A 26,556-nucleotide genomic window follows, 5' to 3' on the forward strand; every position below is an offset into this window, starting at 1 on the left:
TGATAAATAGCGAATAAAAACTAAAAATAGCACAGATAACATACAAAAACGCACAAGAAGCGTCAGCGTCTTGTGCGTCATAAGAGAGAAACCGCGATAAAACGGCGCTAGTCAGCCGATGACGAAAAGCGCTCTCGCACATGGCGGGCAAAGCCACTGCCTGCTTCTTGGTAGATATTAAAGGCTTCGTCTACACCCAGAGCCTTAAGTTGCTCCAACTCATCTTGGTACTTAGCAATCGCGGCCACTTTGCCCTTAAAGGGCGTTTGTCGGATTTGTTCCAGTGCCAGTGTATTGGCTTGGCTATTGGGCATCGCAAGTAAAATCAGTGATACGTTGCCATTTGAGACCGCTCGGGACCAAAAGTCGGGATCGGTGGCATCACCCAGGATCACCTGCCGTCCTTCTTGCTGGTGGTGAGCGACGGATTCCTCTCGGGTATCAATCCCCACGATGGGCTGCTGGTGAGTGGTTGCCAATTCATCGTAAGCGCCCGTGCCGATACGCCCCATCCCCAATACCAATATGCTGGCGTCACCGAGATTAATGGGTTGTTCACTGCTGTGAAGTTTATCTGGAGCACGCTCGGGTAACCAGCGCGAGGCCCATGTATACAACGCGTTACTAAAGGTATTTAGCGGCGCAGAGAAGATAAAGCTGAGCGAGACCGCGATCGCAATAGAGACAAGAATCGGCCCAGGCATTAATCCGGTTTGGTACGCCAGTCCACCGACAATGAGACCAAATTCACTGAAGTTGAACAAGGTAAGGGTGGTAAACAGCGCGGTGCGCACACGATAGCGAAAACCACTAACGACCCAATAATACAAAATGCCTTTTATCGGCAGCAGCAACATTAAAATCAACGCAAAACTAAAACTTTGCCAAGTAGGTTGCTCGGATAAGCCAATATTGAGGAAAAAGCAGATTAAGAATAACTCTTTAATATTAAATAGAGATTTAGCCATTTCTGATGCGCGGGGATGACTGGCGAGTAACATTCCCAAGATGAGTGCGCCCAAATCAGGCTTAATCCCGACTGCGCCAAATAGCCCGGCGCCAGCAACCAGTGCAAGGAAAATAGCGTAGAGCACCAGCATTTCCCCATGGCCTGCCTTATCGAGTAGCTTGCTGAGTACGGGCTTGAGCAGAGGCAAAGCGAATAACAATAATGCGGTCAAATCAGGTGTTTTTCCTGAGGTGGCTGTCAAAAAGATCACCGCGAAGATGTCTTGCATGATTAGCATGCCAATCGCCAAGGTGCCATACGTCGCGTTGAATTCGCCTTTATCTTGTAAGGCTTTAATCGCAAAGACGGTGCTAGAAAAAGATAACGCAAAACCGAGTAGCAACATCTCTGACAGGCTCATGCTTGATAGCATGGGAAGGCTCATGGCTTTCAGGCCCATTAGCGCTAAGGTAAAAAAGCCGGTTGTCAGCACATTGTGCGCGGTGGCTCCAAACCAAATTTCTTTGGCAAACAGCGTTTTGACATCGAGCTTCAACCCAATTGTAAAAAGGAGAAGGGTGACCCCTAGTTCAGCCAGCTGGGTGATCACGGGGGTGGATTGATACCCCATTGCATGGAGAGCAAAACCGGCGAGCAGAAAGCCAACTAAGGGGGGAAGGTGGCAGCGCATTAATATGTAGCCACTAACAAAAGCGGTTGAGATAAAAACCAGTTCCATATTTTATACTTATTCCAGAGTTGAATGAGACAACGTCTTGTCTGTCACGTGGCTATAATGTACACGTTTTGTCGTCAGTCTGTGAATGTAAAATAGTCGCTAACTTGGCCGATGAGGGATAAATGTGAAAAGGGGAGAAAAACGGGCTTACAGAGGTGCAAGCCCGATAGCATTATTCTTCGAGTAACTGTTGAAGGAGTTCACCGTTTAGCATCGCACGCTTGACTAAAGCAAACGCCGCCATGGTTGGCTGAGTTTGTAAATCCGCGCTAACGATCGCCAGTTTTTGGTGGAAGCTTGGCAGTGACTGGTTTTCCACACAGCGCTCAATGGCGGGGAATACCACACTTTTGGCGGCGGTGATCTTACCCGCAATGACGACCAGCTGTGGGTTAAACAGGTTGACCGTCATCGCGATCGCTTTACCCAAATGATTACCGACTTTTACTAAGACTTGACGAGCTAGCTCATCGCCTTGCTCGGCGGCTTGGCAAATGGCCTCGATGGTTAACGTTTGATCGTGCGTTAGGCTGCTGGGGTGCCCTTGAGCCAATAATTGCTGCGCATGCTCGATGATGGCCTCGTTTGATGCGACGGTTTCCAGGCAGCCAAAGTTACCACATTGGCATTTTTTACCGAGAGGATCGATTTGAACATGGCCGAGTTCACCCACATTCCGGTTGTGACCGAGAAAAATCTGGCCATTGACGATAATCCCTGCCCCGGTTCCGTGATGCACACTGACCAGCATTGAATCGTAGTAGTCTTGACTGGCGCCAAAGTAGTGCTCAGCGAGTGCTTGTCCTCGAATATCGTTGCCAACAAAGGCTTGCACGCCAAACTCATCGCGCAGTGTATCGGCGAGCGCGAGTTGCTGAATATTAATATTGGGCATGTACTCGACCACACCAGAATCTGGGTCGACCAAACCTGGCATCACAACCGAAATGGCAATGAGCTCTCGAATGACATGTTGGTGAGTATCAATAAATTGGCTCACGATATCGATTAAGCCTTTGACCAACTGATCTTGATCTTGGTAATGAAAGGTTTCACCGTGCTCAGCCAGTGAGGCACCGCTTAAGTCATACAAAGATAGCTCAATAAAATGACGTCCCAATCGCACGGCAAGCGTATGAAAAGGGGCGCACTCGGTGGTCAGTGAAATGGCGCGACGTCCACCGGTTGAGGCCTGTTGCGCCACTTCTTTGATCAGGCCTCTTTCCAAGAGTTGGCGGGTTATTTTTGTCACACTTGCAGGAGCCAGTCGACTCACATCAGCAATTTGTATGCGTGAAATAGGCCCTTGTTGATCAATGAGTCGATAAACGGCTGCGCCGTTCAGTTGCTTTACGAGATCGACATTCCCAATTTTTCCGCCAGTCATAGGTGTCCTAGCTGTGTAAATAGTGCCCGTTTACGATCGTTGCTTGAATGTTGATTGAACGGTCAAAAATGGCAAGATTCGCGACTTTTCCGGGACGAATACTGCCATAGTGCTGATCAATGCCCATTGCGCGAGCAGGATAGAGCGTCGCCATCCGCAAGGCTTCATCCAAGGCGATCCCTACATGCTCAACACTGTTATGCACCGCTCGGTCCATCGTCAATGCTGAGCCGCCAAGTGTACCATTTTCATCAACACACTTACCGTCGCGGTAATATACTTTCTTACCTACAAAAATAAAGTGATCCATGTCGGCTCCTGCTGGTGCGACTGCATCGGTAACCAACACTAATTTATCCCTTTTTACTTGGTGCGCGAGTCGAATATTGGCATATGACACATGAAAGCCATCAGCAATCACGCCGGTATAAACATCGGGAGTATCATAAATCGCACCGACCATCCCAGGCTCGCGCCCTGTGATCGATGTCATGGCATTAAACAGGTGCGTAGCAAAGCCGATACCATTGGCGAAGCCCTCTCTTGCTTCAGCGTAGGTCGCATTGGTATGTCCTGCCGAGACAATGATCCCTGCCTTTGTCAGCGCCTGGATATGGGCGCGGGGGGTGAGCTCGGGCGCGACAGTAACTTTTGTAATGACGTCTGCGTTATCGCATAAGTAGGCAATCATGTCATCGCTACTTGGGCGAATATAATCAGCGCTATGAATTCCTTTTTTTTGAGTATTTAAATAAGGTCCTTCTAAATGCAACCCAACTGCTTGATGCGGGTGCTTGGCTTTATGGTCCCGCATTGCCGCGACAGCGGCTTTCATATCGGCATCAGAGCTGGTGATCAGGGTAGGCAGGAAATTAGTGCAACCTGATTTAAGATTCGCTTGGTGCATGGTATCGATGGTATCGGACGTAATGTCATCATTAAACATCACGCCGCCACAGCCATTCAGCTGCAGATCAATAAAACCAGGGCTAACCATCGCACCTTCTAGACTGCGTGTTTCAATATCAGTGGAAAGCGCATGTTGTGGGCATACGTCTGCAATCAGGCCTTCCCGAATGACGATGGCATGATCATCAAGTACCTCATGGCCAGTAAAAATCCGGCAGTGGGTTAGGGCATACATGCTTAAATTCCTTATAAATGATGGATATTTTGGGCTTCAAGCTCTTGAAAGTACTTCACCGTTTTGACTTTTAGCTCTGCGGTTGAGGGCGAGTCGCACACAATCATGGCCTTGGGATGAAGCTGCAGTGCCGAGACGGTCCAAAGATGATTGACGGACCCTTCTACCGCCGCTTCGAGCGCTTGCGCTTTATTGGCACCAGTAACCAGAATCATGACTTCTTCGGCATCGAGTAGCGTACCAACACCGATGGTGAGCGCGTGTTTTGGCACTTGATTGATATCATTATCAAAGAAGCGAGAGTTTGCCACACGCGTGTCTTCGGTCAAGGTTTTGATCCGAGTTCGTGATGCTAGCGAAGAGGCCGGTTCATTAAATGCAATGTGGCCATCGTTACCCACACCGCCCATAAAGAGATGAATTTTGCCGTAGGCTTTGATTTTTTCTTCATAGCGTTGGCATTCCGCCTCGATATCGGTCGCATTTCCATCAAGCAGGTTGATGTTTTTTTCCTGAATATCAATGTGGTTAAAGAAGTTTTCATACATAAAGGTACGATAGGCCTGCGGATGATTGGCCGGGATACCACAGTATTCGTCCATATTGAATGTCACCACATGTTCAAAGCTGATTTCGCCTTTTTTATGAAGTTTAATCAATTGGTTGTAGGTATTCAGTGGGGTGCCACCGGTCGGCAAACCTAACACAAAAGGGTGGTCTGCGGTCGGGGCAAACTGGTTAATGGTATCGACGATGTAACGCGCCGACCAAAGACCAACTTGCTGGCTGGTTTGTAAAGGAATGAGTCGCATGAGTCACCTCGGTAATCGGTTCCGGAATCTAGGCTCTAGCATAACGGATATGTGCATTTATTTTCATCATAAAATAAGTTTTATGATCAGACTAACAATTTTCTTCTGTTTTGGGGTTATTCGGTGATGACTCTCACAAATAGCACGGGTTTAATTTGCGAAGCGAATTTATTGACATAAACTGCGAGTGAGTAACATTGCTTTACAAAAGAAGTGATTTAATAAAAAGTCCTTGAGTGAATGCTCAAGTGGTGGTTCCAGCAAAGGCGCATAGACGCACAATTGCTGAACACAGAAAAATACACAGGGGGAACGACGGTGAATATTCTTGGTTATGCACAACGTATAGGTCGTGCGCTGATGGTGCCGGTAGCGGTACTACCTGCAGCTGCGATCTTAATGGGGGTCGGTTACTGGCTGGATCCAACCGGTTGGGGCGCAAATAATGCCCTTGCTGCTTTTATGATTAAGTCAGGCGCGGCGATCATTGATAACATGTCCGTCTTATTTGCCATTGGTGTGGCATATGGGATGTCAAAAGATAAAGACGGTGCGGCGGCACTGGCGGGCTTTGTTGGCTTTATGGTGATCACCACGTTATGTGCCCCAGGCGCGGTTAGCCAAATTGGTTTAATCGATATTTCTCTGGGTAACAATGAGTTAGCGTTTAGCAAAATCAATAACCAGTTTATCGGTATCTTGATTGGTGTGGTGTCGGCTGAGCTTTATAATCGCTATAGCGGCGTTGAGCTGCCAAAAGCGTTGGCCTTCTTTAGTGGTAAACGCTTGGTACCTATCCTGGTATCTGTGGTGGCTATCGCCATTTCGTTTGTACTGATGTTTGTCTGGCCTGTGGTGTTTGGTGGCCTGGTTCACTTCGGTGAAAGCATTACCAACTTAGGCGCCGCCGGTGCTGGTATTTACGGCTTCTTTAACCGCCTACTTATTCCAGTCGGGCTGCATCATGCGCTGAATGCGGTATTCTGGTTCGATACCGTCGGGATTAATGACTTGGGTCGTTTCTGGCTCGGTGCGCAAGGCCTAGAATCTGGTGAGGCGATTAAAGGCACTACAGGCATGTATATGGCCGGTTTCTTCCCCGTGATGATGTTTGGCCTACCGGGTGCAGCGTTGGCTATGTATCACACCGCTCGCCCAGAGAATAAAGCACGTGTGGCATCGATCATGATTGCTGCAGGCTTTGCGTCTTTCTTTACCGGGGTGACTGAACCGCTTGAGTTTGCCTTCCTGTTCGTCGCGCCAGTGCTGTTTGTCTTGCATGCGTTCTTGACCGGTATTTCGTTGTTCATTGCTGCAACGTTCAACTGGACGGCAGGCTTTGGTTTCTCGGCAGGCCTTGTTGACTTGGTGTTGTCTTCGAAAAACCCCGTCGCCAACGAGTGGTATATGCTTCCTGTCATGGGGCTGGTGTTCTTTGTGCTCTACTATGCCACCTTCCGAGCGGCTATCATGGCAATGAACTTGAAAACGCCAGGTCGAGAAGATGACGCGGTTGAAAGTGCGCCTGCCAACAACAATGGCAAGAGTGATAACCGTGAACTTGCGCGTCAATACTTGAAAGCATTAGGCGGCCATCAAAACCTGACTTCGATTGATGCCTGTATTACGCGTTTGCGTCTGTCAGTTGCTGACCGTGATATTGTTGATGAAGCGAAGCTGAAAGCGATTGGTGCGATGGGCGTGGTTAAACTCGGCGAAAATAACTTGCAGGTTATCCTCGGTCCATTGGCAGAGATTATTGCCGGGGAGCTCAAGCAGATCCCTGAAGATGAAGATCTCTCCAAGGTGTCGTTGCCTTAAACTTAGTTTGAATGATGAATAATGACGATGAAAACGCTCAGCGGGTTGCTGGGCGTTTTTTTTTATCCACGGAGCATGTTGGTTTCGTCTAAAAAAGTAACAATTAAGAGGGCGTAGCAAAGACAATCACAACAACGGGTTGAGTCAGAGGGCGGAATAGGCGATCATAACGTTTATGTAGCTTTAAAATTCGCATTTTTGATACGAGGTAACCTTGATGAGTGATGCTGAAGCTCGTCCCACTAACTTTATTCGCCAAATCATTGATAAAGATTTGGCGGAAGGGAAACACACAGCGATCGTGACACGTTTCCCACCGGAGCCGAATGGGTATTTGCACATTGGCCATGCTAAATCAATTTGTTTGAATTTTGGGATTGCGCAAGACTATCAGGGTGAATGTAACCTGCGTTTTGACGATACCAACCCAGAGAAAGAAAACGTTGAGTATGTCGCGTCAATCAAGCGTGATGTGCAGTGGCTAGGCTTTGATTGGGCGGGAGAGGTGCGTTACTCCTCAAACTACTTTGATAAGCTTTATGGCTATGCCATCGAGTTGATTAAAAAAGGATTGGCGTATGTTGAAGAGCTCACGCCCGATGAGATCCGCGAGTATCGCGGTACCCTGACGGCGCCGGGCAAACATAGCCCTTACCGTGAGCGTACTGTTGAAGAAAACCTCGCACTGTTTGAAAAAATGCGCGCGGGGGATTTCGAAGAAGGAAAAGCCTGTCTACGAGCCAAAATAGACATGGCATCGCCGTTTATGGTGATGCGTGATCCTGTGCTTTATCGCGTTCGTTTTGTCCATCATCACCAAACTGGGGATAAGTGGTGCATTTACCCAATGTATGACTTCACCCACTGCATTTCTGATGCGCTTGAGGGCATTACTCACTCACTTTGTACGTTAGAGTTTCAAGACAACCGTCGATTGTATGATTGGGTACTGGAAAACATCACCATTGATTGTACGCCTCATCAGTATGAATTTAGCCGTCTGAATCTCGAATACACGGTGATGTCGAAACGTAAACTCAATCAATTGGTGGAAGAACAACTCGTTAATGGTTGGGATGACCCACGTATGCTGACTATCTCTGGCTTACGTCGTCGCGGCTATACACCGGCGTCGATTCGTGAGTTTTGTCAGCGTATTGGTGTCACTAAGCAAGACAACACCATTGAAATGAGCTCTTTGGAGTCTTGTGTCCGTGACGACTTGAACGACAACGCACCGCGCGCAATGGCTGTTCTTGATCCCATTAAACTGGTGATTGAAAACAAAACAGACGGTGTTGAGTGGCTTGACGCGCCGAATCATCCGAACCAACCCGAAATGGGAACCCGCCAGGTACCCTTCTCGAGTGAAATCTGGATTGAGCGCGAAGACTTCCGCGAATCAGCAAACAAAAAATATAAGCGTCTGGTGTTAGACAAAGAAGTGCGTTTGCGTAATGCCTATGTGGTGAAAGCAGAGCGCTGTGACAAGGACGAAGACGGCAATATTACCACGGTGTATTGTCGCTACGATCCCGATACGTTAGGGAAAGACCCAGCCGATGGTCGTAAAGTCAAAGGCGTTATTCATTGGGTATCTGCCGATAAGGCGTTACCTGCTGAGTTTCGTTTGTATGATCGCCTCTTTACGGTACCTAACCCAGCAAGTGCAGATAACTTTGCCGAGACGATTAATCCAGAATCACTGCAAGTACAGCAAGGCTATGTCGAGCCAAGTATGCAGAATGCGCCGGCTGAAAAGGGTTATCAGTTCGAGCGGACGGGCTATTTCTGTGTCGATAACAAAGATAGCCAACCCGATGCACTTGTTTTTAACCGAACAGTGAGCCTAAGGGATACTTGGGCGAAAATAGAAGGGAAGTAATAAAAAGCCGGCGTGTTTATCACGCCGGCTTTTTTGTTGTTATGTCACACCGCTAGTCGGTGAGCATCGATTAATCTGCGTTGTGAATGGAAGGATCGGCTTTGCAGTCGCCCTCCTGACAATGGCCATACAGATACAGGCTATGGTTGGTTAATTTCACATTAAAGCGGGCGGCAATCTCTTTCTGACGCTCTTCAATTAAGTCGTCAGAAAACTCAATGACTTTACCGCAATCAAGGCAAACTAAGTGATCGTGATGATGCTGTGTCGCGAGTTCAAAGACCGATTTACCGCCTTCAAAATGGTGACGCGTTACAATGCCCGCATCATCAAATTGGTTTAATACGCGGTAGACCGTCGCTAGGCCAATTTCTTCGCCTAGATCAATTAACTTCTTATACAGGTCTTCGGCACTGATGTGCTGGCAATCTGGCTGTTGCAGCACTTCTAGGATCTTGAGTCGTGGGAGCGTGACTTTCAGCCCAGCTTGCTTCAACGCCTGGTTATTGTCTGACATGTGTATCTACCTGTTTTCTGTCTCTGTGAAGACAGTTGGATTAGCAAGGAAATATTCTATAAGACTATCAAAATTGCACTGCTCTCGCTACATCAGCCATGCTTTCTGCGTACGAAAATTGTTCATCTGTGGTTGCATCAATGTTTACAAGATGTGAATATTGCCTGGTTGGACCAGATAAGGAAGTCAATAGACCATGAATCGTTTCTATAAGCCACGAGTGGTGAAGTGGGCACTTAATAGCTGGCCACCGTTTTGGGGTGCCGGTATTCGTATTGAAAACATCAGCCCTGACTTTAAACGTGTCAATATGCGATTGAAGTTACGTTGGTGGAACAAAAATGCCAATCGTACTCAATATGGCGGCAGTATCTTCTCCTTAACTGATCCTGTTTACGCATTGATGTTAATGGGTATTTTAGGGCCACAGTACCATGTGTGGGACAAGCAAGCTGATATCAATTTTATCAAGCCTGGGACCACCGATTTATATGCAGATTTTGTGATCAGCGAAGCGGTATTAACTGATATTCAGCACAAGGCAGGGCGGGGTGACAAGGTGTTACCCGAATTTGTGGTACATGTGAAAGATGCACATGGCGAGGTGGTTGCAGAAGTCAAGCGCACGCTGTATGTGAGAAAGAAACGGCAATACCGTGATATCTCGCCCAAAGAAGCTGCGTAATAAAAAACGCCAAGGCTAAGCTCGCCTTGGCGTTTTTACGTCTCTCGAATCAGTGTGTTTTAGTCTTCGAGTTCGGCTAAACACATTTCTTCGTGAATTTGCTTAACCCATTTGCTCACACGTTCGTCGGTCAACTCTGGTTGGCGATCTTCATCAACGCATAAGCCGACAAAGTGGCTATCATCCACAAGGGCTTGCGAGGCTTCAAACTCGTATCCTTCCGTTGGCCAGTGACCAATGATGGTCGCGCCCTTGGCTTCAATAATATCACGCACTGTGCCCATTGCATCACAGAAGTACTCTGCGTAATCTTCTTGGTCACCACAGCCGAAAATGGCAACGAGTTTGGTGGAAAAGTCGATTTGCTCTAGCTCGGGAAAGAAATCATCCCAATCACACTGCGCTTCACCATAATACCAAGTTGGGATCCCGATCAGCAGCAGATCGAAGTTATCAATATCTTCTTTGCTGCTTTTCGCGATGTCTTGCACGTGGACCATTTGCTTGCCCAGCTGCTTTTGAATGCTTTTCGCAATTGCTTCAGTGTTGCCTGTGTCACTACCAAAGAAGAGACCTACACTCGCCATATAAAAATACCCGTTTTTGTCAGTGGGTTGCTGTTTGCAACTAACTCGAATTTAAGAAAAAGCCGTGCTTTTTCACACCCATATGCATAGGCGATTATTCTCCGTTGGGTTAGCCGATACCGACGCCTTCCCAAACCAATTGAATAACCCCTTTTACGATAAAGCCGACACAGCCTAGCGTGAGCACAAACCAGACGATTCGTCGACCGAATACTGGTACGTTGCCCTCACGTAACACGTCTTTAATTGCCATGCCGATAAAAAAGAAAATCGCGGCGAAGACGAGATCTAGACCAATTTTTTCGAGCAATTGAAAGTGCTCGTAAAGCATGCGTGCCTCCATTGAGCACCGACTTCTGCGGCGCAATATACCACAAGGGTTGCTTAACTGTTAACGCTCGCCCGGCATTAAAAAGCGTTCGATGACACTTGCGACCACGGCTGGCTTTTCTGCATGTAGCCAATGCCCTGTGCCTGCCACCATGTGCGCTTTTGAATGGGGGAACTGCGCGACAATGGTATCGCGATGCTCAGACTGGATGTATTCAGAGTTCTGTCCTTTAACAAATAATGTTGGGCCTGAATACGGTCCAAAGGCTGTCCACCCCATGATGTCACGATAACCGTGATAAAGATTATCAATATTAAAGCGCCAGTCGTAGTGACCGTGATCGGTTTTATAGAGTGATTTCAATAAAAATTGGGTCACACCTGGGTTTCGATCGATCGATTCATGATCGATTGCGCTTGCTGGCGATTTTCTAAGGTAACTGTTTGGGTCTCGCGTAGTGCGTTAAAGACATTGTCATGTCGGCTAACTTGATAGTCGACGGGGGCAATGTCCATCACAACCAGCTGCGAGACGCGCTCGGGAAAACGCTGGGCGATGGCCATAGCGACTTTGCCGCCCATCGAATGGCCCACCAGCGTGACCGTCTCAAGACGTTGCGCGTTCATCCAAGCAACCACAGCATCTGACTGGCTTTGATAATCCATACTCTTAGTATGATAGGACTGTCCATGGTTGGGGAGATCAATCTGATAGACACAAAAATGCTGAGCAAGGCTTTTAGCTAGCCCACCTAAATTATCCAGATCCCCAAATAAACCGTGGATTAATACGAGTGGTGACCCCTCACCACGAGATTTTCCATTTAACAACACGTTGCTTTTCTCTCAGATTACTGGCTTTAACGTAGAGTATACCTATCTATCTCTGTATAATCGCCCCGTCAAACGATAAACAGGACGCGATGAAAAACAATGAAAACGATTGAGGTTGACGACGATCTATACCGTTATATTGCCAGCCAAACCCAGCATATTGGCGAAAGTGCATCAGACATTTTACGTCGCCTATTACTGTCGGATGCGGCACCGCAGCCCAGTCAAGCTGCGCCGACGACGTCCTCTCGTTCTAGTGGCATTGTTGTCAGTAAAGATGCTGGACGGAGTGTGTCCACTGATCGTGTCAAAGCGATGCGAACGCTTTTGATCTCAGATGAGTTTGCCGCACAAGATCGTGCCATAGGCCGTTTTATGCTTGTCCTAACCACTTTATACCGTGTTGATCAGCAAGGTTTTGCTGATGGTATGGCGTTAAAAGGACGTACTCGTCTGTATTTTTCCGATAATCCACAAACACTGTTGGAAAGCGGCAAAACAACCAAACCTAAACAGATTCCAGATACACCTTTTTGGGTCATCACCAATACCAACACTGGTCGTAAACGCCAAATGGTGGAGCAGTTGATGGAAAAAATGCAGTTCCCCAGTGATTTGACCGAGAAGGTTGTGAACGCGATTTAATCTATGCCACTCATGGGAGAAGAGAAATATGGCAGTGCATCCCCAAGCAGGACAACGCGCACAAGCAGCAGACTTGTGTGATATTCCTGCGCTTGTTACGCGTTTTTTCCAAGCTCAACCTCGACCAGGGCAACCCGAACAACAAGTTGCTTTTGGTACGTCAGGTCATCGCGGGAGCGCATTAAGCACCACCTTCAATCGTGATCATATTTTAGCGATTGCGCAGGCAATCTGTGATGAACGCCAAGCCCGTGGCATCACAGGGCCAGTGTTTGTCGGTAAAGATACACATGCATTGTCTGCGCCTGCGTTTGGGGCGGTCATACAAGTGTTGGCGGCGAATCAGGTGCAAATTATCGCACAGGCAAATCAGGGCTATACGCCAACACCGGGCATTTCCCAGCAAATTCTGGCTTATAATCGTGATCATGCTGAACAAGCGGATGGCATTGTCATTACCCCTTCACATAATCCACCGCAAGATGGCGGCATTAAATATAATCCACCACATGGCGGGCCGGCAGAGGGAGAAATCACCAAGGCGATTGAATCCCGAGCCAATCGATACATCGATACCTATTTAGAGGGTGTTCAACACATCGATATTGATGCGGCGATGGCCAGCGACTATTACGTTGAAAAAGATCTCGTGACCCCTTATGTTGTCGGTCTGACGCAGGTGGTTGATATTGAAGCCATTCAAAAAGCGGGATTAAAGCTGGCTGTTGACCCTTTAGGTGGTGCAGGTATCGCCTATTGGCAACAGATTGCGACTCAGTATCAACTCGATATTACCTTGATTAACGATCATGTCGACCCGACGTTTGGCTTTATGCCGCGCGATAGTGATGGCGTTATCCGGATGGATTGTTCGTCTGCTTATGCGATGGCTGGGTTGCTCGCTTATAAAGACGATTATGACTTGGCTTTTGGTAATGATCCCGACTTTGATCGTCACGGCATTGTGACCCCCGCCGGTTTGATGAATCCTAATCATTACTTGGCGGTGTGCATTGATTATTTATTCCGACATCGTCAGCAGTGGCCTGCAGGGTTAGGTGTCGGTAAAACACTGGTGTCTAGTGCCATCATCGATAAAGTCGTCAATGACTTATCACGCCCGCTGGTTGAAGTCCCGGTCGGCTTCAAGTGGTTCGTGCCTGGTTTGCATGAGGGGACGCTTGGCTTTGGCGGTGAAGAGAGTGCGGGGGCGTCGTTTTTAACCTTTGATGGTCAGCCTTGGTCTACCGATAAAGATGGTATTATTCTTTGCTTACTGGCGGCAGAAATCCTGGCGGTGACGGGGCTGACACCACAGGCTTATTATCAAAAGCTGGCGGATAAACATGGGGATCCTGCCTATAACCGTTTGCAAGCGGTCGCCAACGCGCAACAAAAGCAGGTGCTGAGCCAACTGCGTCCGGAAATGGTGACAGCTGACACCTTAGCAGGGGATGTCATCACTGCTAAATTGACTCATGCCCCGGGTAACGGCGCGGCAATTGGCGGACTCAAAGTGGTCACGGATCATGGTTGGTTTGCGGCTCGTCCATCAGGAACCGAAGACATTTATAAAATCTACTGTGAGAGCTTTAAAGGCGAGCAACACTTGCGCTTGATTGAACAGGAAGCGCAACAAATTGTCGATCGCGTGTTTGAGCAACAGGGCGTCTAGCGCGCTGTTTCCGTTCTCCGTTTGCAAAAAGCGTGCACGATTAAGTGCGCGCTTTTTATTTTTTTGAGGCGGGCGAAGGTGCGTTATTAGGCCAAGTGTTCGGCACCACGAACCAAGGTGTTTGTGTGTTATCTAACAAATGACACGTGCGGTCTATGTTACCGAGACTGCCTGGGACAATGGGGGATAACTCACCAAACTCTGGCAGAGATAACCATTGATCGCGGGCCAACATGGCAAATTCTCTGTCTGTTGGCAGTTCGTCAGGCCAGCACCACCAACCACCGACACTTGCCGCATTAACGGGAGGCCAGTCGGGCAGGTCAGTATCCTGGCTGTAATGACGGTAAAGCCGGCCTTGAACCATTAAGCGTTTTTGGGTGGGACGCCAATGAGGAAACTGTTGGCAAAAGCTTGGATGACTCGACAGAGCCAATTGATGGTCAATCATGCGCGCAACTTTAATATCGAGTGCGTCCTTGGCGTTCGGACCCAGCCAGCGATTCTGATGAGCAAGATAAAATTTTACCGCGACTTCCCAGTGTTCTAACTGCCCTTGGTACTCAATCAAAAAATCAATGGCACCTCGTGTTTTTCCAGCCTCATTAACCTGTATTTCCTCTGCTTCTAGTCGCAAGTGAGGATGATGATGGATTAACTCAGTGAGCAACCATTGATAATAAAAGCCAATTCGCCTAGGGCCCGCGTACGGTTTAGATGCCGATACCGAGACGGCCGAGAAAAGTCCGTGCGGTACAAGCGAAAACTGCTCAGAAGACAACAACGGAAATTGGCGTTGTATCCATTTTATATCCGCTTGTATTTGTTCCCTATTGGCAAACAACGCGTCCGGTGAGTGGTGTGACCGCAGATAAGCCATAATGTAATTTAATTACCTTGTTAATCGTTTGTTAATGCCAAAAGCGCACTTTTAGGATAAAAAAGCAGCAAAATGTAGTAATACTACAAAACTAATGATAGACTTCACACATAACTGGTCAGATGAGTGAGGTTAGCTATGTATAAACCGTTCGATAAAACCCGTGTTGTTCTGCGTCGTTGTGTTGTCGTAGTGGCGGGCATCACTTGCCTGCCAACGCTGATTGCGCCATCGCTGGCTTCTCGTATTTATAGCCATTTGCACCAAGTATGGCTTAAAGACAGCACCAAACCTGTATGGCTGGCTGAGTCCGAGAAAGCTGGGGGCTATCTGTAACCCGCGAAGGTCTGATTTAAACGCACAACTTCGTGTGGTTGAAAAAGGCGGTTAGCATCAATGCTAGCCGCTTTTTTTATCTTTGCTTGTCAGGTTACACTGTTGCCATTGTCTCGCAAGTGAATGTGATTGCTATGAATAATCTCCAGCTAGAAGCCCTGCTTAACGCTGAACTGAAACCTGAACAAGTTAAAGACTACAGCCCAAACGGATTACAAGTTCAAGGCCGCGATAATGTACAAACCATTGTTACTGGCGTGACGGCCTGCCAAGACTTAATTGATAAAGCAATTGAATATCAAGCCGATGCTATCTTGGTTCATCATGGCTACTTTTGGCGTGGTGAGTCGCAATCAATACGCGGCATGAAGTATCAACGGATTAAGATGTTGATTGAAAACGGTATCAACTTATACGGTTACCATTTGCCGCTTGATATCCATCCCACATTAGGCAACAACGCCCAGCTAGCCAAACGATTGGGGATTGAGCTCATAGGTGGCTTGGAGCCCAATAATCCAGTCTCCATTCCTGTCTATGGCAAATTATCAACACCGATGACACTTGGCCAATTCGAGCAACAAGTTGCGACCGTGCTTAACCGAACGCCACTTGTCGTTGACGGTGGCAGGACAGCACGGATAGAGACCGTCGGCCTGTGCACGGGAGGGGCGCAAGACTTTATCGACTTAGCCGCCGAGCAAGGCATGGATGCGTATTTATCGGGTGAAATTTCTGAGCGAACCACGTTTTCAGCGCGCGAGCAGGGTGTGCATTATGTTGCCGCGGGGCACCATGCAACAGAGCGTTATGGAGTTAAAGCGTTGGGTGAGTGGTTAGCTGACCATCATGGGCTTACCACGCACTTTGTCGATATCGACAATCCCGCATAAAAAAAGCCGCCCATCGAGGCGGCTTCGTTAGCTCTATCATCAAGGTGTCGCAGTTAATCACGTTTATCCATTGGCGTGAATTCACGCTGGGTATAGCCTGAGTAAAGCTGGCGTGGACGACCAATGCGCTTGTGTGGATCCGTATGCATTTCGTTCCAATGAGCAATCCAACCGATCGTCCGCGACATCGCGAAGATAACGGTAAACATCGATGTGGGAATACCGATGGCTTTGAGGATGATGCCCGAGTAGAAATCGACATTCGGATACAATTTCTTGTCGATGAAGTATTGATCGGAGAGTGCGATGCGTTCTAACTCCATCGCCACATCCAATAACGGGTCTTGAATTTGTAGCTCTTCAAGCACTTCATGACATGCTTCGCGCATGACCGTTGCACGTGGGTCATAGTTCTTATAAACCCGGTGACCAAAGCCCATTAAGCGGAAAGGATCATCTTTATCCTTAGCGCGTTCAATGTACTCAGGAATGTTATCGACATGGCCGATTTGCTCGAGCATGCGCAAGCAAGCTTCATTGGCCCCGCCATGTGCCGGCCCCCACAAGGACGCGATACCGGCAGCAATACAAGCAAACGGATTGGCTCCCGATGATCCCGCTAGGCGTACCGTGGATGTTGAGGCGTTTTGCTCATGATCCGCGTGTAGGGTGAAAATCTTATCCATCGCGCGCGCAACTACCGGATTCACCTCATATTCTTCACATGGTGTGGCAAACATCATATGAAGGAAGTTCTCTGCGTAGTCCAGATCGTTACGTGGATAAATAAATGGCTGGCCAATCGAATACTTGTAACACATAGCCGCCAGGGTAGGCATCTTCGACAGCAAACGAAACGCCGTAATTTCACGGTGTTTATCATTGTTGATGTCGAGAGAATCGTGGTAGAACGCGGCAAGCGCCCCTACAACCCCGACCATAACGGCCATAGGGTGAGCATCACGACGGAAACCATGGAAGAAACTCGCGATTTGTTCGTGAACCATGGTGTGGCGCACGATCATAGAACGAAAACCATCGTATTGTTTTTTTGTAGGGACTTCGCCGTAGAGCAGGATGTAACAGACTTCTAAGTAATCAGCGTTATTGGCAAGTTGATCTATCGGAAAACCACGGTGTAGTAAAACACCCGCTTCGCCGTCGATGTAGGTGATTTGCGAATCGCAAGATCCTGTCGCAACAAACCCTGGATCAAACGTGAAGTAACCTTCATTGACTAGCTTGCGCACATCGATCACATCCGGGCCGACAGTGCCTCCGATAATCGGCAGTTCGATTGGTGCTTTCCCTTCGATATGTAGGGTAGCTTTCTTCTCTGCCATAACAATCTCCTTTGTTATTTTATAATCCCATCCAGGATACGGACCCGACCGTTTTACCGATCGACCTCTATTATGTCAATTTTTAACCTATCGATGTGTGCGTCAGTTAATAACTTATGTGCGTTAGTTAATAACTTATGTGCAATGGGGGTTAAATATCTGTTGTGAGATTCCGGTCAATTTTGTGCGTTTGTAATTGTCTGTTACGCCACGTATACTTTTTCGAGGTCTCTGGGCAAATCAGTATCCTAGAGCGTTTAGGGGCTCAAACACCTTTCCTAACTGACGTGATCCATTCACCGAAAATTGCAGTTATAAGCAATAAGGTACATGAAGCGCGTTACGCAGATGTTGCAGGTCTTACGCTTTGAGTACTGAGGTTCAGAGAGTGTAATAACTATAAATGCTCAATAGAGCTGAGTGGGCAATATCGTGAAAGAAAGAAAGTCAAGACCCGTAAACCTCGACCTTAAGACGATTCGCTTCCCCATTACAGCGATTGCGTCTATTTTGCATCGGATATCAGGTGTGATCACCTTTGTTTCGATCGCCATCCTACTGTGGCTGCTTAGCCTGTCTCTCTCTTCTCCTGATGGATTTCAATCTGCTGCTGCGATACTCGATACCTTCTTCGTCAAGCTCGTACTTTGGGGCATTTTGACGGCGCTGGCTTATCACATCGTTGGCGGGATTCGTCATTTAATCCAAGACCTGGGTTACTTTGAAGAGCTGGAGTCGGGGGCAAAAAGTGCCCAAGTCTCGTTTGTAATTGCAGGCGTGCTAGCTGTGTTGGCGGGGGTTTTAGTATGGTAACAAAAAATATTTCATCGGTGGGTCGCAACGGTGTGCACGATTATGTGCTGGTCCGAGCTACTGCGATTCTCATCACACTTTACACACTTTATATGGTCGGTTTTGCCGTCTTTGGCCCTGAGATTACGTATGCCTCATGGACAGCGTTTTTCGGCCAGACCAGCACGAAGGTCTTTACCATGTTGGCCCTGGTCTCTGTGCTGATCCACGGCTGGATTGGGATGTGGCAGGTGTTGACTGATTATATCAAGCCAGCCTTGCTGCGCGGTGTATTACAGCTTGCTGTTGTCGCCACGCTTCTCATCTATGTGTTTGCCGGTTTCTTTGTATTGTGGGGTGTGTAAGTGAGTATTCCAGTTCGCGAATTTGATGCAATCGTTATTGGAGCAGGTGGCGCCGGTATGCGCGCGGCACTGCAAATATCCGAGCAGGGCCTAACGTGTGCGCTGTTATCTAAAGTGTTCCCAACTCGCTCTCATACTGTGTCAGCACAGGGCGGGATTACAGTGGCACTGGGTAACTCGCACAAGGATAATTGGCAATGGCATATGTACGATACCGTCAAAGGCTCCGATTATATTGGTGATCAAGACGCTATCGAATACATGTGTAAAACAGGCCCGCAGTCAGTCATTGAGCTAGAGAAAATGGGATTACCCTTTTCTCGCTTTGAAGATGGTTCGATCTATCAGCGACCCTTTGGCGGTCAATCAAAAGAATTTGGGGGCGAGCAAGCGGCACGTACCGCCGCGGCAGCAGACCGAACTGGCCATGCCTTATTGCATACGCTTTACCAACAAAACATCAAAAACAAAACGACGATTTTTTCAGAGTGGTATGCCCTTGATCTGGTCAAAAACCAAGATGGAGTGATTGTCGGTGCAACGGCGATGTGCATGGAAACGGGTGAGATTTGTTACTTCAAATCGAAAGCAACCGTGTTGGCGACTGGGGGCGCAGGCCGTATTTATCAGTCAACCACCAACGCGCACATCAATACCGGGGATGGTGTCGGTATGGCGCTCCGTGCTGGCGTACCGATGCAGGACATGGAAATGTGGCAATTCCACCCCACAGGCATTGCGGGTGCCGGTGTCTTGGTGACAGAAGGCTGTCGTGGTGAGGGTGGCTATCTACTTAATAAAGATGGTGAACGCTTCATGGAGCGTTATGCGCCTAATGCAAAAGACCTTGCGGGTCGTGACGTGGTTGCCCGATCAATGATGATCGAGATCCGTGAAGGACGCGGCTGTGAGGGGCCATGGGGCCCACACATTAAGCTGAAGCTCGACCATCTCGGCAAAGATGTACTGGAATCGCGCTTGCCGGGTATCTTGGATTTGTCGCGCACTTTTGCACATGTCGACCCGATCAAAGAGCCTATTCCTGTTATCCCAACGTGTCACTACATGATGGGAGGCATTCCAACGCAAGTATCCGGCCAAGCCATTAAACAAGATCCACTGGGCAATGATATCGAAGTTCAAGGGCTTTTTGCCTGCGGTGAAATCGCCAGTGTCTCTGTACATGGCGCCAACCGCTTAGGGGGCAACTCGCTCTTAGACTTGGTTGTCTTCGGCCGAGCAACAGGGTTACACCTAGGGCAAACCTTGGCAGCGCAGGTGGAAGCAAGAGACGCCAGTGAATCAGACATTGAAGCCTCTCTGGCTCGCGTCAATCGCTGGAATAGTACTCAGCAGGGTGAAGACCCAGTAGAAATTCGCAAAGACCTTCAAGCGTGTATGCAAGAAAACTTTTCGGTGTTCCGAGAAGGTGAAGCGATGGAAAAAGGGCTGAAAGAGTTGGATGCTATCCGTGAGCGACTCAAAACAGCACGCCTTGATGATACATCAACAGAGTTTAACACCCAGCGCGTCGAGTGTTTGGAGCTGGAAAACCTGATGGAAACTGCCTATTCAACGGCGGTCTCCGCGTATTATCGGACGGAAAGCCGTGGTGCTCATGCGCGCTTCGACTACCAAGAGCGTGATGACGAGAATTGGTTGTGTCACTCCATCTATAACCCAGAAACGGAAACCATGTCCAAGCGCGACGTCAATATGGCGCCTGTGCATCGTGACGCTTTCCCACCGAAAGCACGTACTTATTAAGGGGGTCGAAACGATGAACGTTAATTTTTCAGTCTATCGCTATAATCCAGATGTGGACGATGCGCCATACATGAAGGATTACACACTCGACGTCCCTGAAGGGTCAGATATGATGCTTTTGGATGCGCTGTTTCAACTCAAAGAGCAGGATCCAACCCTGTCATTCCGTCGCTCGTGTCGAGAGGGAGTGTGTGGCTCTGACGGTGTCAATATGAACGGTAAAAATGGGCTGGCATGCATCACGCCTTTATCCTCGCTAATGGATAAGTCGGAGATTGTTATTCGTCCGTTGCCTGGTTTGCCCGTAGTGCGTGATCTCATTATCGATATGGGCCAGTTCTATGAGAACTACGAGCGCGTCAAACCTTATTTGATCAACGATGAGACACCACCGTCGCGTGAGAACCTTCAAGCGCCGGAAGATAGAGCAGAGCTTGATGGTTTGTATGAGTGCATCATGTGCGCTTGCTGTAGTACGGCGTGCCCATCGTTTTGGTGGAACCCTGACAAGTTCGTCGGCCCTGCAGGCCTTCTTGCTGCCTATCGCTGGCTAGCAGATAGCCGTGATACGGCAACTGAAGAACGGTTATCTGATCTAGACGACGCTTTTAGTGTCTTCCGTTGCCACGGAATAATGAACTGTGTCAGTGTATGTCCAAAAGGGCTTAATCCAACCAAGGCAATTGGGCACATTAAGTCAATGCTGATTCAGCGCGGCGTTTAAAACGCTGAACCAATAACGTAGATAAAAAATGCCCCGTTCTAGGACGGGGCTTAATAACAGGTAACCCGGCTTAGAACCGGTGTTTGGATAAATAACTAGTGGTTAAGGGATAACAATGCAAAATGGCGTGATGAAGGCTTGGTTAGAGTCTTCTCATTTGGCTGGCGCCAATGCAACGTACGTAGAAGATCTCTACGAAATGTACCTCAGTGACCCGGAGTTAGTTGATCAAGAATGGAGAGCGGTCTTTGACCAGCTACCAGTGGTGAGTGATACCGCGGTAGAACAACCCCACTCTCGAGTTCGCGATTACTTTCGACGCTTAGCTACCGATACATCGCGTGCAAGTGCTTCAGTCAATGATCCAGATGTAGACGCGAAACAAGTCAAAGTTCTTCAACTGATCAATGCGTTCCGTTTCCGTGGCCATCAACAGGCCAGTTTAGACCCCCTCGGATTATGGAAACGTAAACCTGTCCCCGATTTGTCACCTGACTTCCATTCTCTTAACGAGCAGGATTTTAACGAGACCTTTAATGTCGGCTCATTTGCAATTGGCAAAGACAATATGCAATTAGGTGAGTTGTATGACGCACTGCAAAAGACCTATTGCGGGTCAATTGGTGCTGAGTACATGCACATTACAGATACCGAAGAAAAGCGTTGGATTCAAAGCCGCCTCGAATCAGTTGTGGGACAGCCACAATTTAGCGAGGAAGAGAAGCTCACCTTTTTGGAAGAGCTAACGGCAGCAGAAGGCCTTGAACGGTATTTGGGGGCTAAATTCCCTGGGGCAAAACGTTTCTCGCTTGAAGGGGGCGACTCGCTCATTCCTATGCTCAAAGAGCTTATTCGCCATGCGGGAAGTAACGGTGGGCGTGAAGTGGTTGTTGGGATGGCTCACCGTGGTCGACTCAATGTTTTAGTCAATGTGCTAGGCAAAAAGCCGTCAGAGTTATTTGATGAGTTCGCAGGGAAACAAGATGAAAGCTGGGGAACCGGTGATGTGAAATATCATCAGGGGTTCTCATCTGACTTTGCGACCCCGGGTGGTGACGTTCATCTTGCTTTAGCGTTCAACCCGTCACACCTTGAAATTGTTAATCCAGTGGTCATGGGCTCCGTGCGTGCGCGTCAAGACCGACTCGAAGACAGCACAGGCTCAAGCGTACTGCCGATCACCATTCATGGCGATGCGTCGATTGCGGGACAAGGCGTGGTGCAAGAGACCTTTAATATGTCTCAAGCGCGGGGCTTCCAAGTGGGCGGCACGGTGCGGATTGTGGTGAACAATCAGATTGGTTTTACAACCTCAAATCCGGCAGATTCTCGCTCAACCCAGTACTGCACCGATATCGCGAAAATGGTTCAGGCGCCGATTTTCCACGTCAATGCCGACGATCCCGAAGCGGTAGCATTTGTGTCGCGTTTAGCGCTTGATTTTCGTAATGAGTTTCAACGCGATGTGGTCATTGATTTGGTCTGTTATCGCCGTCATGGCCATAACGAAGCGGATGAACCGAATGCCACGCAGCCGATGATGTACCAAAAGATCAAAAAACATCCGACGCCGCGCAAACTCTATGCGGATGTGCTTGATCAACAAGGCATTGCTAACCTAGAAAAAGCGACCGAATTGATCAACGAATACCGTGATCTGTTGGATAGCGGTGAATGCGTAGTGAAAGAGTGGCGCCCAATGGTGTTGCACTCGGTCGACTGGACCCCTTATCTCGGCCACGACTGGACGGTTGAGTGGGCGAACAAGTTCGATGCCAAACGGCTGAAAGAGCTTGGTAACCGTATCTGTCAATTGCCAGATAGCCATACGCTACACAGCCGAGTCGGTAAGCTTTACAAAGATCGTAAAGCGATGATTGATGGTGAAAAACCTGTTGACTGGGGTATGGCCGAGACATTGGCCTATGCCACGCTGGTGGACGACGGCAAGCGTGTTCGTATTACGGGCCAAGATACTGGTCGTGGTACTTTCTTCCATCGTCACGCGGTGTTACATAACCAAGGCGATGGCAGTACCTATGTCCCCCTTGCCAATATCCATAATAAGCAAGGGCCGTTCGAAATTTATGACTCTGTGTTGTCTGAAGCGGCCGTCGTGGCATTTGAGTATGGCTATGCGACCGCAGAGCCGGGTGGCTTAACGGTATGGGAAGCGCAATTTGGCGATTTTGGTAATGGCGCGCAAGTTGTGATTGACCAGTTCATCAGCTCTGGCGAGCAGAAGTGGCGCCGGATGTGTGGTTTAACCATGTTGCTCCCTCACGGTTATGAAGGGCAGGGCCCTGAGCACTCTTCCGCGCGCTTAGAGCGGTATTTGCAATTATGTGCCGAGCAAAATATGCAGGTCGTGGTGCCCTCGAGCCCCGCTCAGGTTTATCATATGCTACGCCGTCAAGTTGTTCGCCCGATGCGTCGACCATTGGTGGTTATGTCACCTAAATCCTTGCTACGTCATCCGCTTTGTGTATCCAGCCTAGACGATCTGACAGAGGGCGATTTCCAACCCGCTATCGGTGAAATGGATGATCTGGATCCAAGCAAGGTGAAACGGGTAGTTATGTGTGCCGGTAAGGTCTATTACGATTTGCTGAAAGCACGCCGCGAGCAAGAAATCGATGACGTAGCCATTGTTCGTATCGAGCAACTTTATCCGTTCCCGCTTGAGGCGGTGAAAGAAGTGATTGCGCCTTACGGCAATGCAAAAGACTTTGTATGGTGTCAAGAAGAGCCACAAAACCAAGGGGCTTGGTACAGCAGCCAGCACAACTTCCGTGCAGCTTTACCGGATGGTGCCACACTCAGCTACGCTGGGCGTGCCGCCTCGGCATCGCCAGCGGTAGGTTATATGTCTGTACACCAGAAACAACAAAAAGCGTTAGTACAAGACGCTCTGACCCTAAAGTAAGAACTAGAACATTAAGGATAAATACGATATGACAATCGAAATTCTGGTTCCCGATTTACCCGAATCTGTGGCTGACGCAACGATTGCCACATGGCATAAACAGCCAGGTGACTCGGTAACCCGTGACGAAGTACTGGTTGATATTGAAACAGATAAGGTCGTGCTAGAAGTTCCCGCTCCTGCAGATGGGGTACTGGAATCCATCATTGAAGATGAAGGGTCAACCGTGCTGGGTAAACAAGCGATCGCCAAGCTGAAAGAAGGGGCAGTCGCGGGTGAACCAACCAAAGATGTGCCCGCTGAATCAGAGGCATCACCGGATAAGCGCCACACTGCGTCACTAGAAGAAGAGAGCAATGACTCACTGAGCCCTGCCGTCCGTCGCTTATTGGCTGAACATGATCTTTCTTCGGATGCGGTGAAAGGCACGGGTGTAGGCGGACGCATTACCCGAGAAGATGTGGAAGCGCACCTGAAGAAGCAGCCCGCGCAAAGTAGTGAGCAGAAAGCGGCGACCCAAGATGTGCCGCCAGTGGCAGAGCGAGGCGAGAAGCGTGTGCCGATGACGCGTTTGCGTAAGCGCGTGGCAGAACGTCTGCTCGAAGCAAAAAACAGCACCGCGATGCTAACTACATTTAACGAAGTGAATATGAAGCCAATTATGGAACTGCGTAAGCAGTACCGTGATTCGTTTGAAAAGCGTCATGATATTCGCCTTGGTTTCATGTCTTTTTACGTCAAAGCGGTCGTTGAAGCCCTTAAACGTTATCCAGAAGTGAATGCGTCAATAGATGGTGATGAGATTGTGTATCACAACTATTTTGACGTCAGCATGGCGGTTTCTACTCCGCGTGGCTTGGTAACACCTGTACTGCGCGACTGCGACAAACTAGGTTTTGCCGATATCGAAAAAGGTATTCGTGACTTAGCCATAAAGGGGCGTGACGGCAAGTTGACCGTTGATGAACTCACCGGAGGTAACTTTACCCTGACCAATGGCGGTGTGTTCGGCTCATTAATGTCAACGCCGATCATTAACCCACCTCAAGCTGCCATCCTTGGCATGCATAAAATTCAAGATCGCCCAATGGCGGTAGATGGCAAGGTTGAAATCTTGCCGATGATGTACCTTGCGCTTTCCTATGATCACCGCCTTATTGACGGTCGTGAGTCGGTTGGTTTCTTGGTCACCATCAAAGAGCTCCTTGAAGACCCAACACGTCTGCTCCTAGACGTTTAATGGTGTTATCGACCTCTTTTTGAGGGAAATAAACCGTTTTGAAGGGGACGGAGGTCCCCTTCTTTGGAAAGCATAAAGATACAATAATGGACACTAACACGGATAGAACATCATGAATCTGCACGAATATCAGTCAAAGCAGCTGTTCGCTGAATATGGTCTACCAGTTTCAGAGGGCTATGCCTGCGATACACCACAAGAAGCTGCTGAAGCAGCCGATAAAATTGGCGGCAACAAATGGGTTGTGAAATGCCAAGTTCACGCCGGTGGCCGCGGAAAAGCGGGCGGGGTAAAACTCGCGAACTCAAAAGAAGAAATCCGCGAATTTGCACAGAAATGGCTGGGTAAAAACCTAGTGACATTTCAAACGGACGAGAATGGCCAACCAGTCAGCAAAATTTTGGTTGAGTCTTGCACCGATATCGCTAAAGAGCTTTACCTGGGCGCCGTGGTCGACCGTGGCTCGCGTCGCGTTGTTTTCATGGCATCCACCGAAGGCGGTGTTGAAATAGAAAAAGTGGCCGAAGAAACGCCAGAGCTGATTCACAAAGCATCGATTGATCCTTTGGTTGGCCCACAACCTTACCAGGGTCGCCAACTGGCATTTAAACTTGGCTTAGAAGGTGAGCAAATCAAGCAGTTCACTAAGATCTTTGTCGGGATTGGTCAACTGTTCTTGGATAAAGATGTTGCCTTGGTCGAGGTAAACCCGCTGGTGATTACTGAACAGGGCGATTTGCATTGCTTGGATGCAAAGCTAGCGATTGACAGTAATGCGGTATATCGTCAGCCGAAGGTGCGTGCGATGCACGACCCGAGTCAAGACGATGAGCGCGAAGCGCATGCGGCACAGTGGGAGCTGAACTATGTTGCGCTAGACGGCAACATTGGTTGTATGGTGAATGGTGCTGGCTTGGCAATGGGGACCATGGACATTGTTAACTTGCACGGTGGTAGCCCTGCCAACTTCCTCGATGTGGGAGGCGGTGCGACAAAAGAGCGTGTGACAGAAGCCTTTAAAATCATTCTGTCTGATAGCAACGTAAAGGCGGTATTGGTGAACATCTTTGGCGGCATTGTGCGCTGTGATCTGATTGCAGATGGCATTATTGGTGCGGTTGAAGAAGTCGGCGTTAAAGTGCCTGTTGTGGTTCGTCTTGAGGGGAATAACGCAGACTTAGGCGCCAAAAAACTGGCCGATAGTGGTTTGAACATCATTGCGGCAACATCGCTAACCGAAGCCGCACAGAAAGTCGTTGCTGCCGCGGAGGGTAAATAAC

General features: G+C 48.6%; 25 protein-coding genes. 14 read left to right on the forward strand and 11 right to left on the reverse strand.

The annotated features are described in order from the left end of the window. Window positions 1–107 precede the first annotated feature (107 nt). From HLG76_RS02720 to nagB, 4 genes are all read right to left on the reverse strand, one after another. Window positions 108–1,688 carry a cation:proton antiporter family protein gene (locus HLG76_RS02720; RefSeq protein WP_175993018.1) on the reverse strand — a complete coding sequence of 527 codons (1,581 nt, stop codon included), beginning with the start codon at window positions 1,686–1,688 and terminating at the stop codon, window positions 108–110. 172 nt (window positions 1,689–1,860) lie between these two features. Then, on the reverse strand, window positions 1,861–3,075 hold the full coding sequence (locus HLG76_RS02725; protein WP_175993019.1) for an ROK family protein: 1,215 nt from the start codon (window positions 3,073–3,075) through the stop codon (window positions 1,861–1,863). Between the two features lie 7 nt (window positions 3,076–3,082). Beyond that, window positions 3,083–4,219 (reverse strand): N-acetylglucosamine-6-phosphate deacetylase, encoded by a 1,137-nt coding sequence (gene nagA / locus HLG76_RS02730; RefSeq protein ID WP_077676846.1) that lies wholly within the window; start codon window positions 4,217–4,219, stop codon window positions 3,083–3,085. 11 nt (window positions 4,220–4,230) lie between these two features. Then, entirely contained in the window at window positions 4,231–5,031 is an 801-nt protein-coding gene (gene nagB, locus HLG76_RS02735; protein ID WP_077460159.1) for a glucosamine-6-phosphate deaminase, read from the reverse strand. A gap of 318 nt (window positions 5,032–5,349) precedes the next feature. On the opposite strand from nagB, the gene nagE reads away from it, so the two are divergent. Further along, window positions 5,350–6,852: an N-acetylglucosamine-specific PTS transporter subunit IIBC gene (nagE, locus tag HLG76_RS02740; RefSeq protein ID WP_077460160.1), complete on the forward strand. Its 1,503-nt coding sequence runs from the start codon at window positions 5,350–5,352 to the stop codon at window positions 6,850–6,852. A 217-nt stretch (window positions 6,853–7,069) separates the two neighbouring features. Further along, the gene (gene glnS / locus HLG76_RS02745) at window positions 7,070–8,737 is read left to right on the forward strand and encodes a glutamine--tRNA ligase (RefSeq protein WP_175993020.1); all 1,668 of its coding nucleotides are present in this window, start codon (window positions 7,070–7,072) and stop codon (window positions 8,735–8,737) included. Window positions 8,738–8,807: 70 nt separating this feature from the next. Here the strand turns inward: glnS and fcrX are convergent, their stop codons facing one another. Beyond that, the gene (gene fcrX / locus HLG76_RS02750) at window positions 8,808–9,254 is read right to left on the reverse strand and encodes a ferric iron uptake transcriptional regulator FcrX (protein ID WP_021022470.1); all 447 of its coding nucleotides are present in this window, start codon (window positions 9,252–9,254) and stop codon (window positions 8,808–8,810) included. Window positions 9,255–9,450: 196 nt separating this feature from the next. Here fcrX and HLG76_RS02755 point away from each other — a divergent pair, with 196 nt between their 5' ends. Beyond that, entirely contained in the window at window positions 9,451–9,939 is a 489-nt protein-coding gene (locus HLG76_RS02755; protein WP_077460162.1) for a DUF4442 domain-containing protein, read from the forward strand. A 59-nt stretch (window positions 9,940–9,998) separates the two neighbouring features. Here HLG76_RS02755 and fldA read toward each other — a convergent pair whose 3' ends face one another. The 4 genes from fldA to HLG76_RS14890 all read right to left on the reverse strand — a co-directional run bounded on the left by fldA (window position 9,999) and on the right by HLG76_RS14890 (window position 11,690). Beyond that, window positions 9,999–10,526 (reverse strand): flavodoxin FldA, encoded by a 528-nt coding sequence (gene fldA / locus HLG76_RS02760; RefSeq protein WP_077460163.1) that lies wholly within the window; start codon window positions 10,524–10,526, stop codon window positions 9,999–10,001. A 109-nt stretch (window positions 10,527–10,635) separates the two neighbouring features. Next, window positions 10,636–10,857, reverse strand: a complete 222-nt coding sequence (locus tag HLG76_RS02765) for a DUF2788 domain-containing protein (protein WP_021022467.1) — start codon at window positions 10,855–10,857, stop codon at window positions 10,636–10,638. 60 nt (window positions 10,858–10,917) lie between these two features. Continuing rightward, window positions 10,918–11,235 carry a hypothetical protein gene (locus HLG76_RS14885; RefSeq protein ID WP_254877609.1) on the reverse strand — a complete coding sequence of 106 codons (318 nt, stop codon included), beginning with the start codon at window positions 11,233–11,235 and terminating at the stop codon, window positions 10,918–10,920. Further along, the gene (locus HLG76_RS14890) at window positions 11,232–11,690 is read right to left on the reverse strand and encodes an alpha/beta fold hydrolase (protein WP_368656335.1); all 459 of its coding nucleotides are present in this window, start codon (window positions 11,688–11,690) and stop codon (window positions 11,232–11,234) included. The genes HLG76_RS14885 and HLG76_RS14890 overlap by 4 nt, the downstream gene beginning before the upstream one ends. Window positions 11,691–11,789: 99 nt before the next feature. Between HLG76_RS14890 and seqA the strand changes: the two genes are divergently transcribed. Together seqA and pgm are read left to right on the forward strand one after the other, a co-directional pair. Then, window positions 11,790–12,335, forward strand: coding sequence for a replication initiation negative regulator SeqA (gene seqA, locus HLG76_RS02775; RefSeq protein ID WP_021022465.1), 546 nt, complete (start codon window positions 11,790–11,792; stop codon window positions 12,333–12,335). Window positions 12,336–12,363: 28 nt separating this feature from the next. Then, entirely contained in the window at window positions 12,364–14,010 is a 1,647-nt protein-coding gene (pgm, locus tag HLG76_RS02780) for a phosphoglucomutase (alpha-D-glucose-1,6-bisphosphate-dependent) (RefSeq protein ID WP_077575872.1), read from the forward strand. A gap of 55 nt (window positions 14,011–14,065) precedes the next feature. On the opposite strand, the gene HLG76_RS02785 is transcribed toward pgm, so the two are convergent. Then, complete coding sequence (locus HLG76_RS02785) at window positions 14,066–14,890, reverse strand: DUF1853 family protein (RefSeq protein WP_175993021.1); 825 nt, start codon at window positions 14,888–14,890, stop codon at window positions 14,066–14,068. 138 nt (window positions 14,891–15,028) lie between these two features. Here HLG76_RS02785 and HLG76_RS02790 point away from each other — a divergent pair, with 138 nt between their 5' ends. Beyond that, entirely contained in the window at window positions 15,029–15,226 is a 198-nt protein-coding gene (locus HLG76_RS02790; RefSeq protein ID WP_021022462.1) for a DUF2517 family protein, read from the forward strand. Between the two features lie 134 nt (window positions 15,227–15,360). Continuing rightward, window positions 15,361–16,119, forward strand: a complete 759-nt coding sequence (locus HLG76_RS02795; RefSeq protein ID WP_175993022.1) for a Nif3-like dinuclear metal center hexameric protein — start codon at window positions 15,361–15,363, stop codon at window positions 16,117–16,119. Between the two features lie 53 nt (window positions 16,120–16,172). Here the strand turns inward: HLG76_RS02795 and HLG76_RS02800 are convergent, their stop codons facing one another. After that, window positions 16,173–17,462: a citrate synthase gene (locus tag HLG76_RS02800; RefSeq protein WP_077575870.1), complete on the reverse strand. Its 1,290-nt coding sequence runs from the start codon at window positions 17,460–17,462 to the stop codon at window positions 16,173–16,175. Between the two features lie 420 nt (window positions 17,463–17,882). On the opposite strand from HLG76_RS02800, the gene sdhC reads away from it, so the two are divergent. From sdhC to sucC, 7 genes are all read left to right on the forward strand, one after another. Beyond that, complete coding sequence (sdhC, locus tag HLG76_RS02805) at window positions 17,883–18,275, forward strand: succinate dehydrogenase cytochrome b556 subunit (RefSeq protein ID WP_021022459.1); 393 nt, start codon at window positions 17,883–17,885, stop codon at window positions 18,273–18,275. Further along, entirely contained in the window at window positions 18,269–18,619 is a 351-nt protein-coding gene (gene sdhD / locus HLG76_RS02810) for a succinate dehydrogenase, hydrophobic membrane anchor protein (protein WP_021022458.1), read from the forward strand. Before sdhC ends, sdhD begins: the two co-directional genes overlap by 7 nt. Next, entirely contained in the window at window positions 18,620–20,386 is a 1,767-nt protein-coding gene (gene sdhA, locus HLG76_RS02815; protein ID WP_175993023.1) for a succinate dehydrogenase flavoprotein subunit, read from the forward strand. A 13-nt stretch (window positions 20,387–20,399) separates the two neighbouring features. Beyond that, the gene (locus HLG76_RS02820; RefSeq protein WP_077460168.1) at window positions 20,400–21,110 is read left to right on the forward strand and encodes a succinate dehydrogenase iron-sulfur subunit; all 711 of its coding nucleotides are present in this window, start codon (window positions 20,400–20,402) and stop codon (window positions 21,108–21,110) included. A gap of 115 nt (window positions 21,111–21,225) precedes the next feature. Further along, on the forward strand, window positions 21,226–24,036 hold the full coding sequence (sucA, locus tag HLG76_RS02825; RefSeq protein ID WP_077668843.1) for a 2-oxoglutarate dehydrogenase E1 component: 2,811 nt from the start codon (window positions 21,226–21,228) through the stop codon (window positions 24,034–24,036). 28 nt (window positions 24,037–24,064) lie between these two features. Next, window positions 24,065–25,276 carry a 2-oxoglutarate dehydrogenase complex dihydrolipoyllysine-residue succinyltransferase gene (odhB, locus tag HLG76_RS02830; protein ID WP_021022454.1) on the forward strand — a complete coding sequence of 404 codons (1,212 nt, stop codon included), beginning with the start codon at window positions 24,065–24,067 and terminating at the stop codon, window positions 25,274–25,276. A gap of 112 nt (window positions 25,277–25,388) precedes the next feature. Beyond that, the gene (gene sucC / locus HLG76_RS02835) at window positions 25,389–26,555 is read left to right on the forward strand and encodes an ADP-forming succinate--CoA ligase subunit beta (protein WP_077460170.1); all 1,167 of its coding nucleotides are present in this window, start codon (window positions 25,389–25,391) and stop codon (window positions 26,553–26,555) included. Window position 26,556 lies beyond the last annotated feature (1 nt).

Source organism: Salinivibrio sp. EAGSL (assembly GCF_013366455.1).
GTDB lineage: Bacteria > Pseudomonadota > Gammaproteobacteria > Enterobacterales > Vibrionaceae > Salinivibrio > Salinivibrio costicola.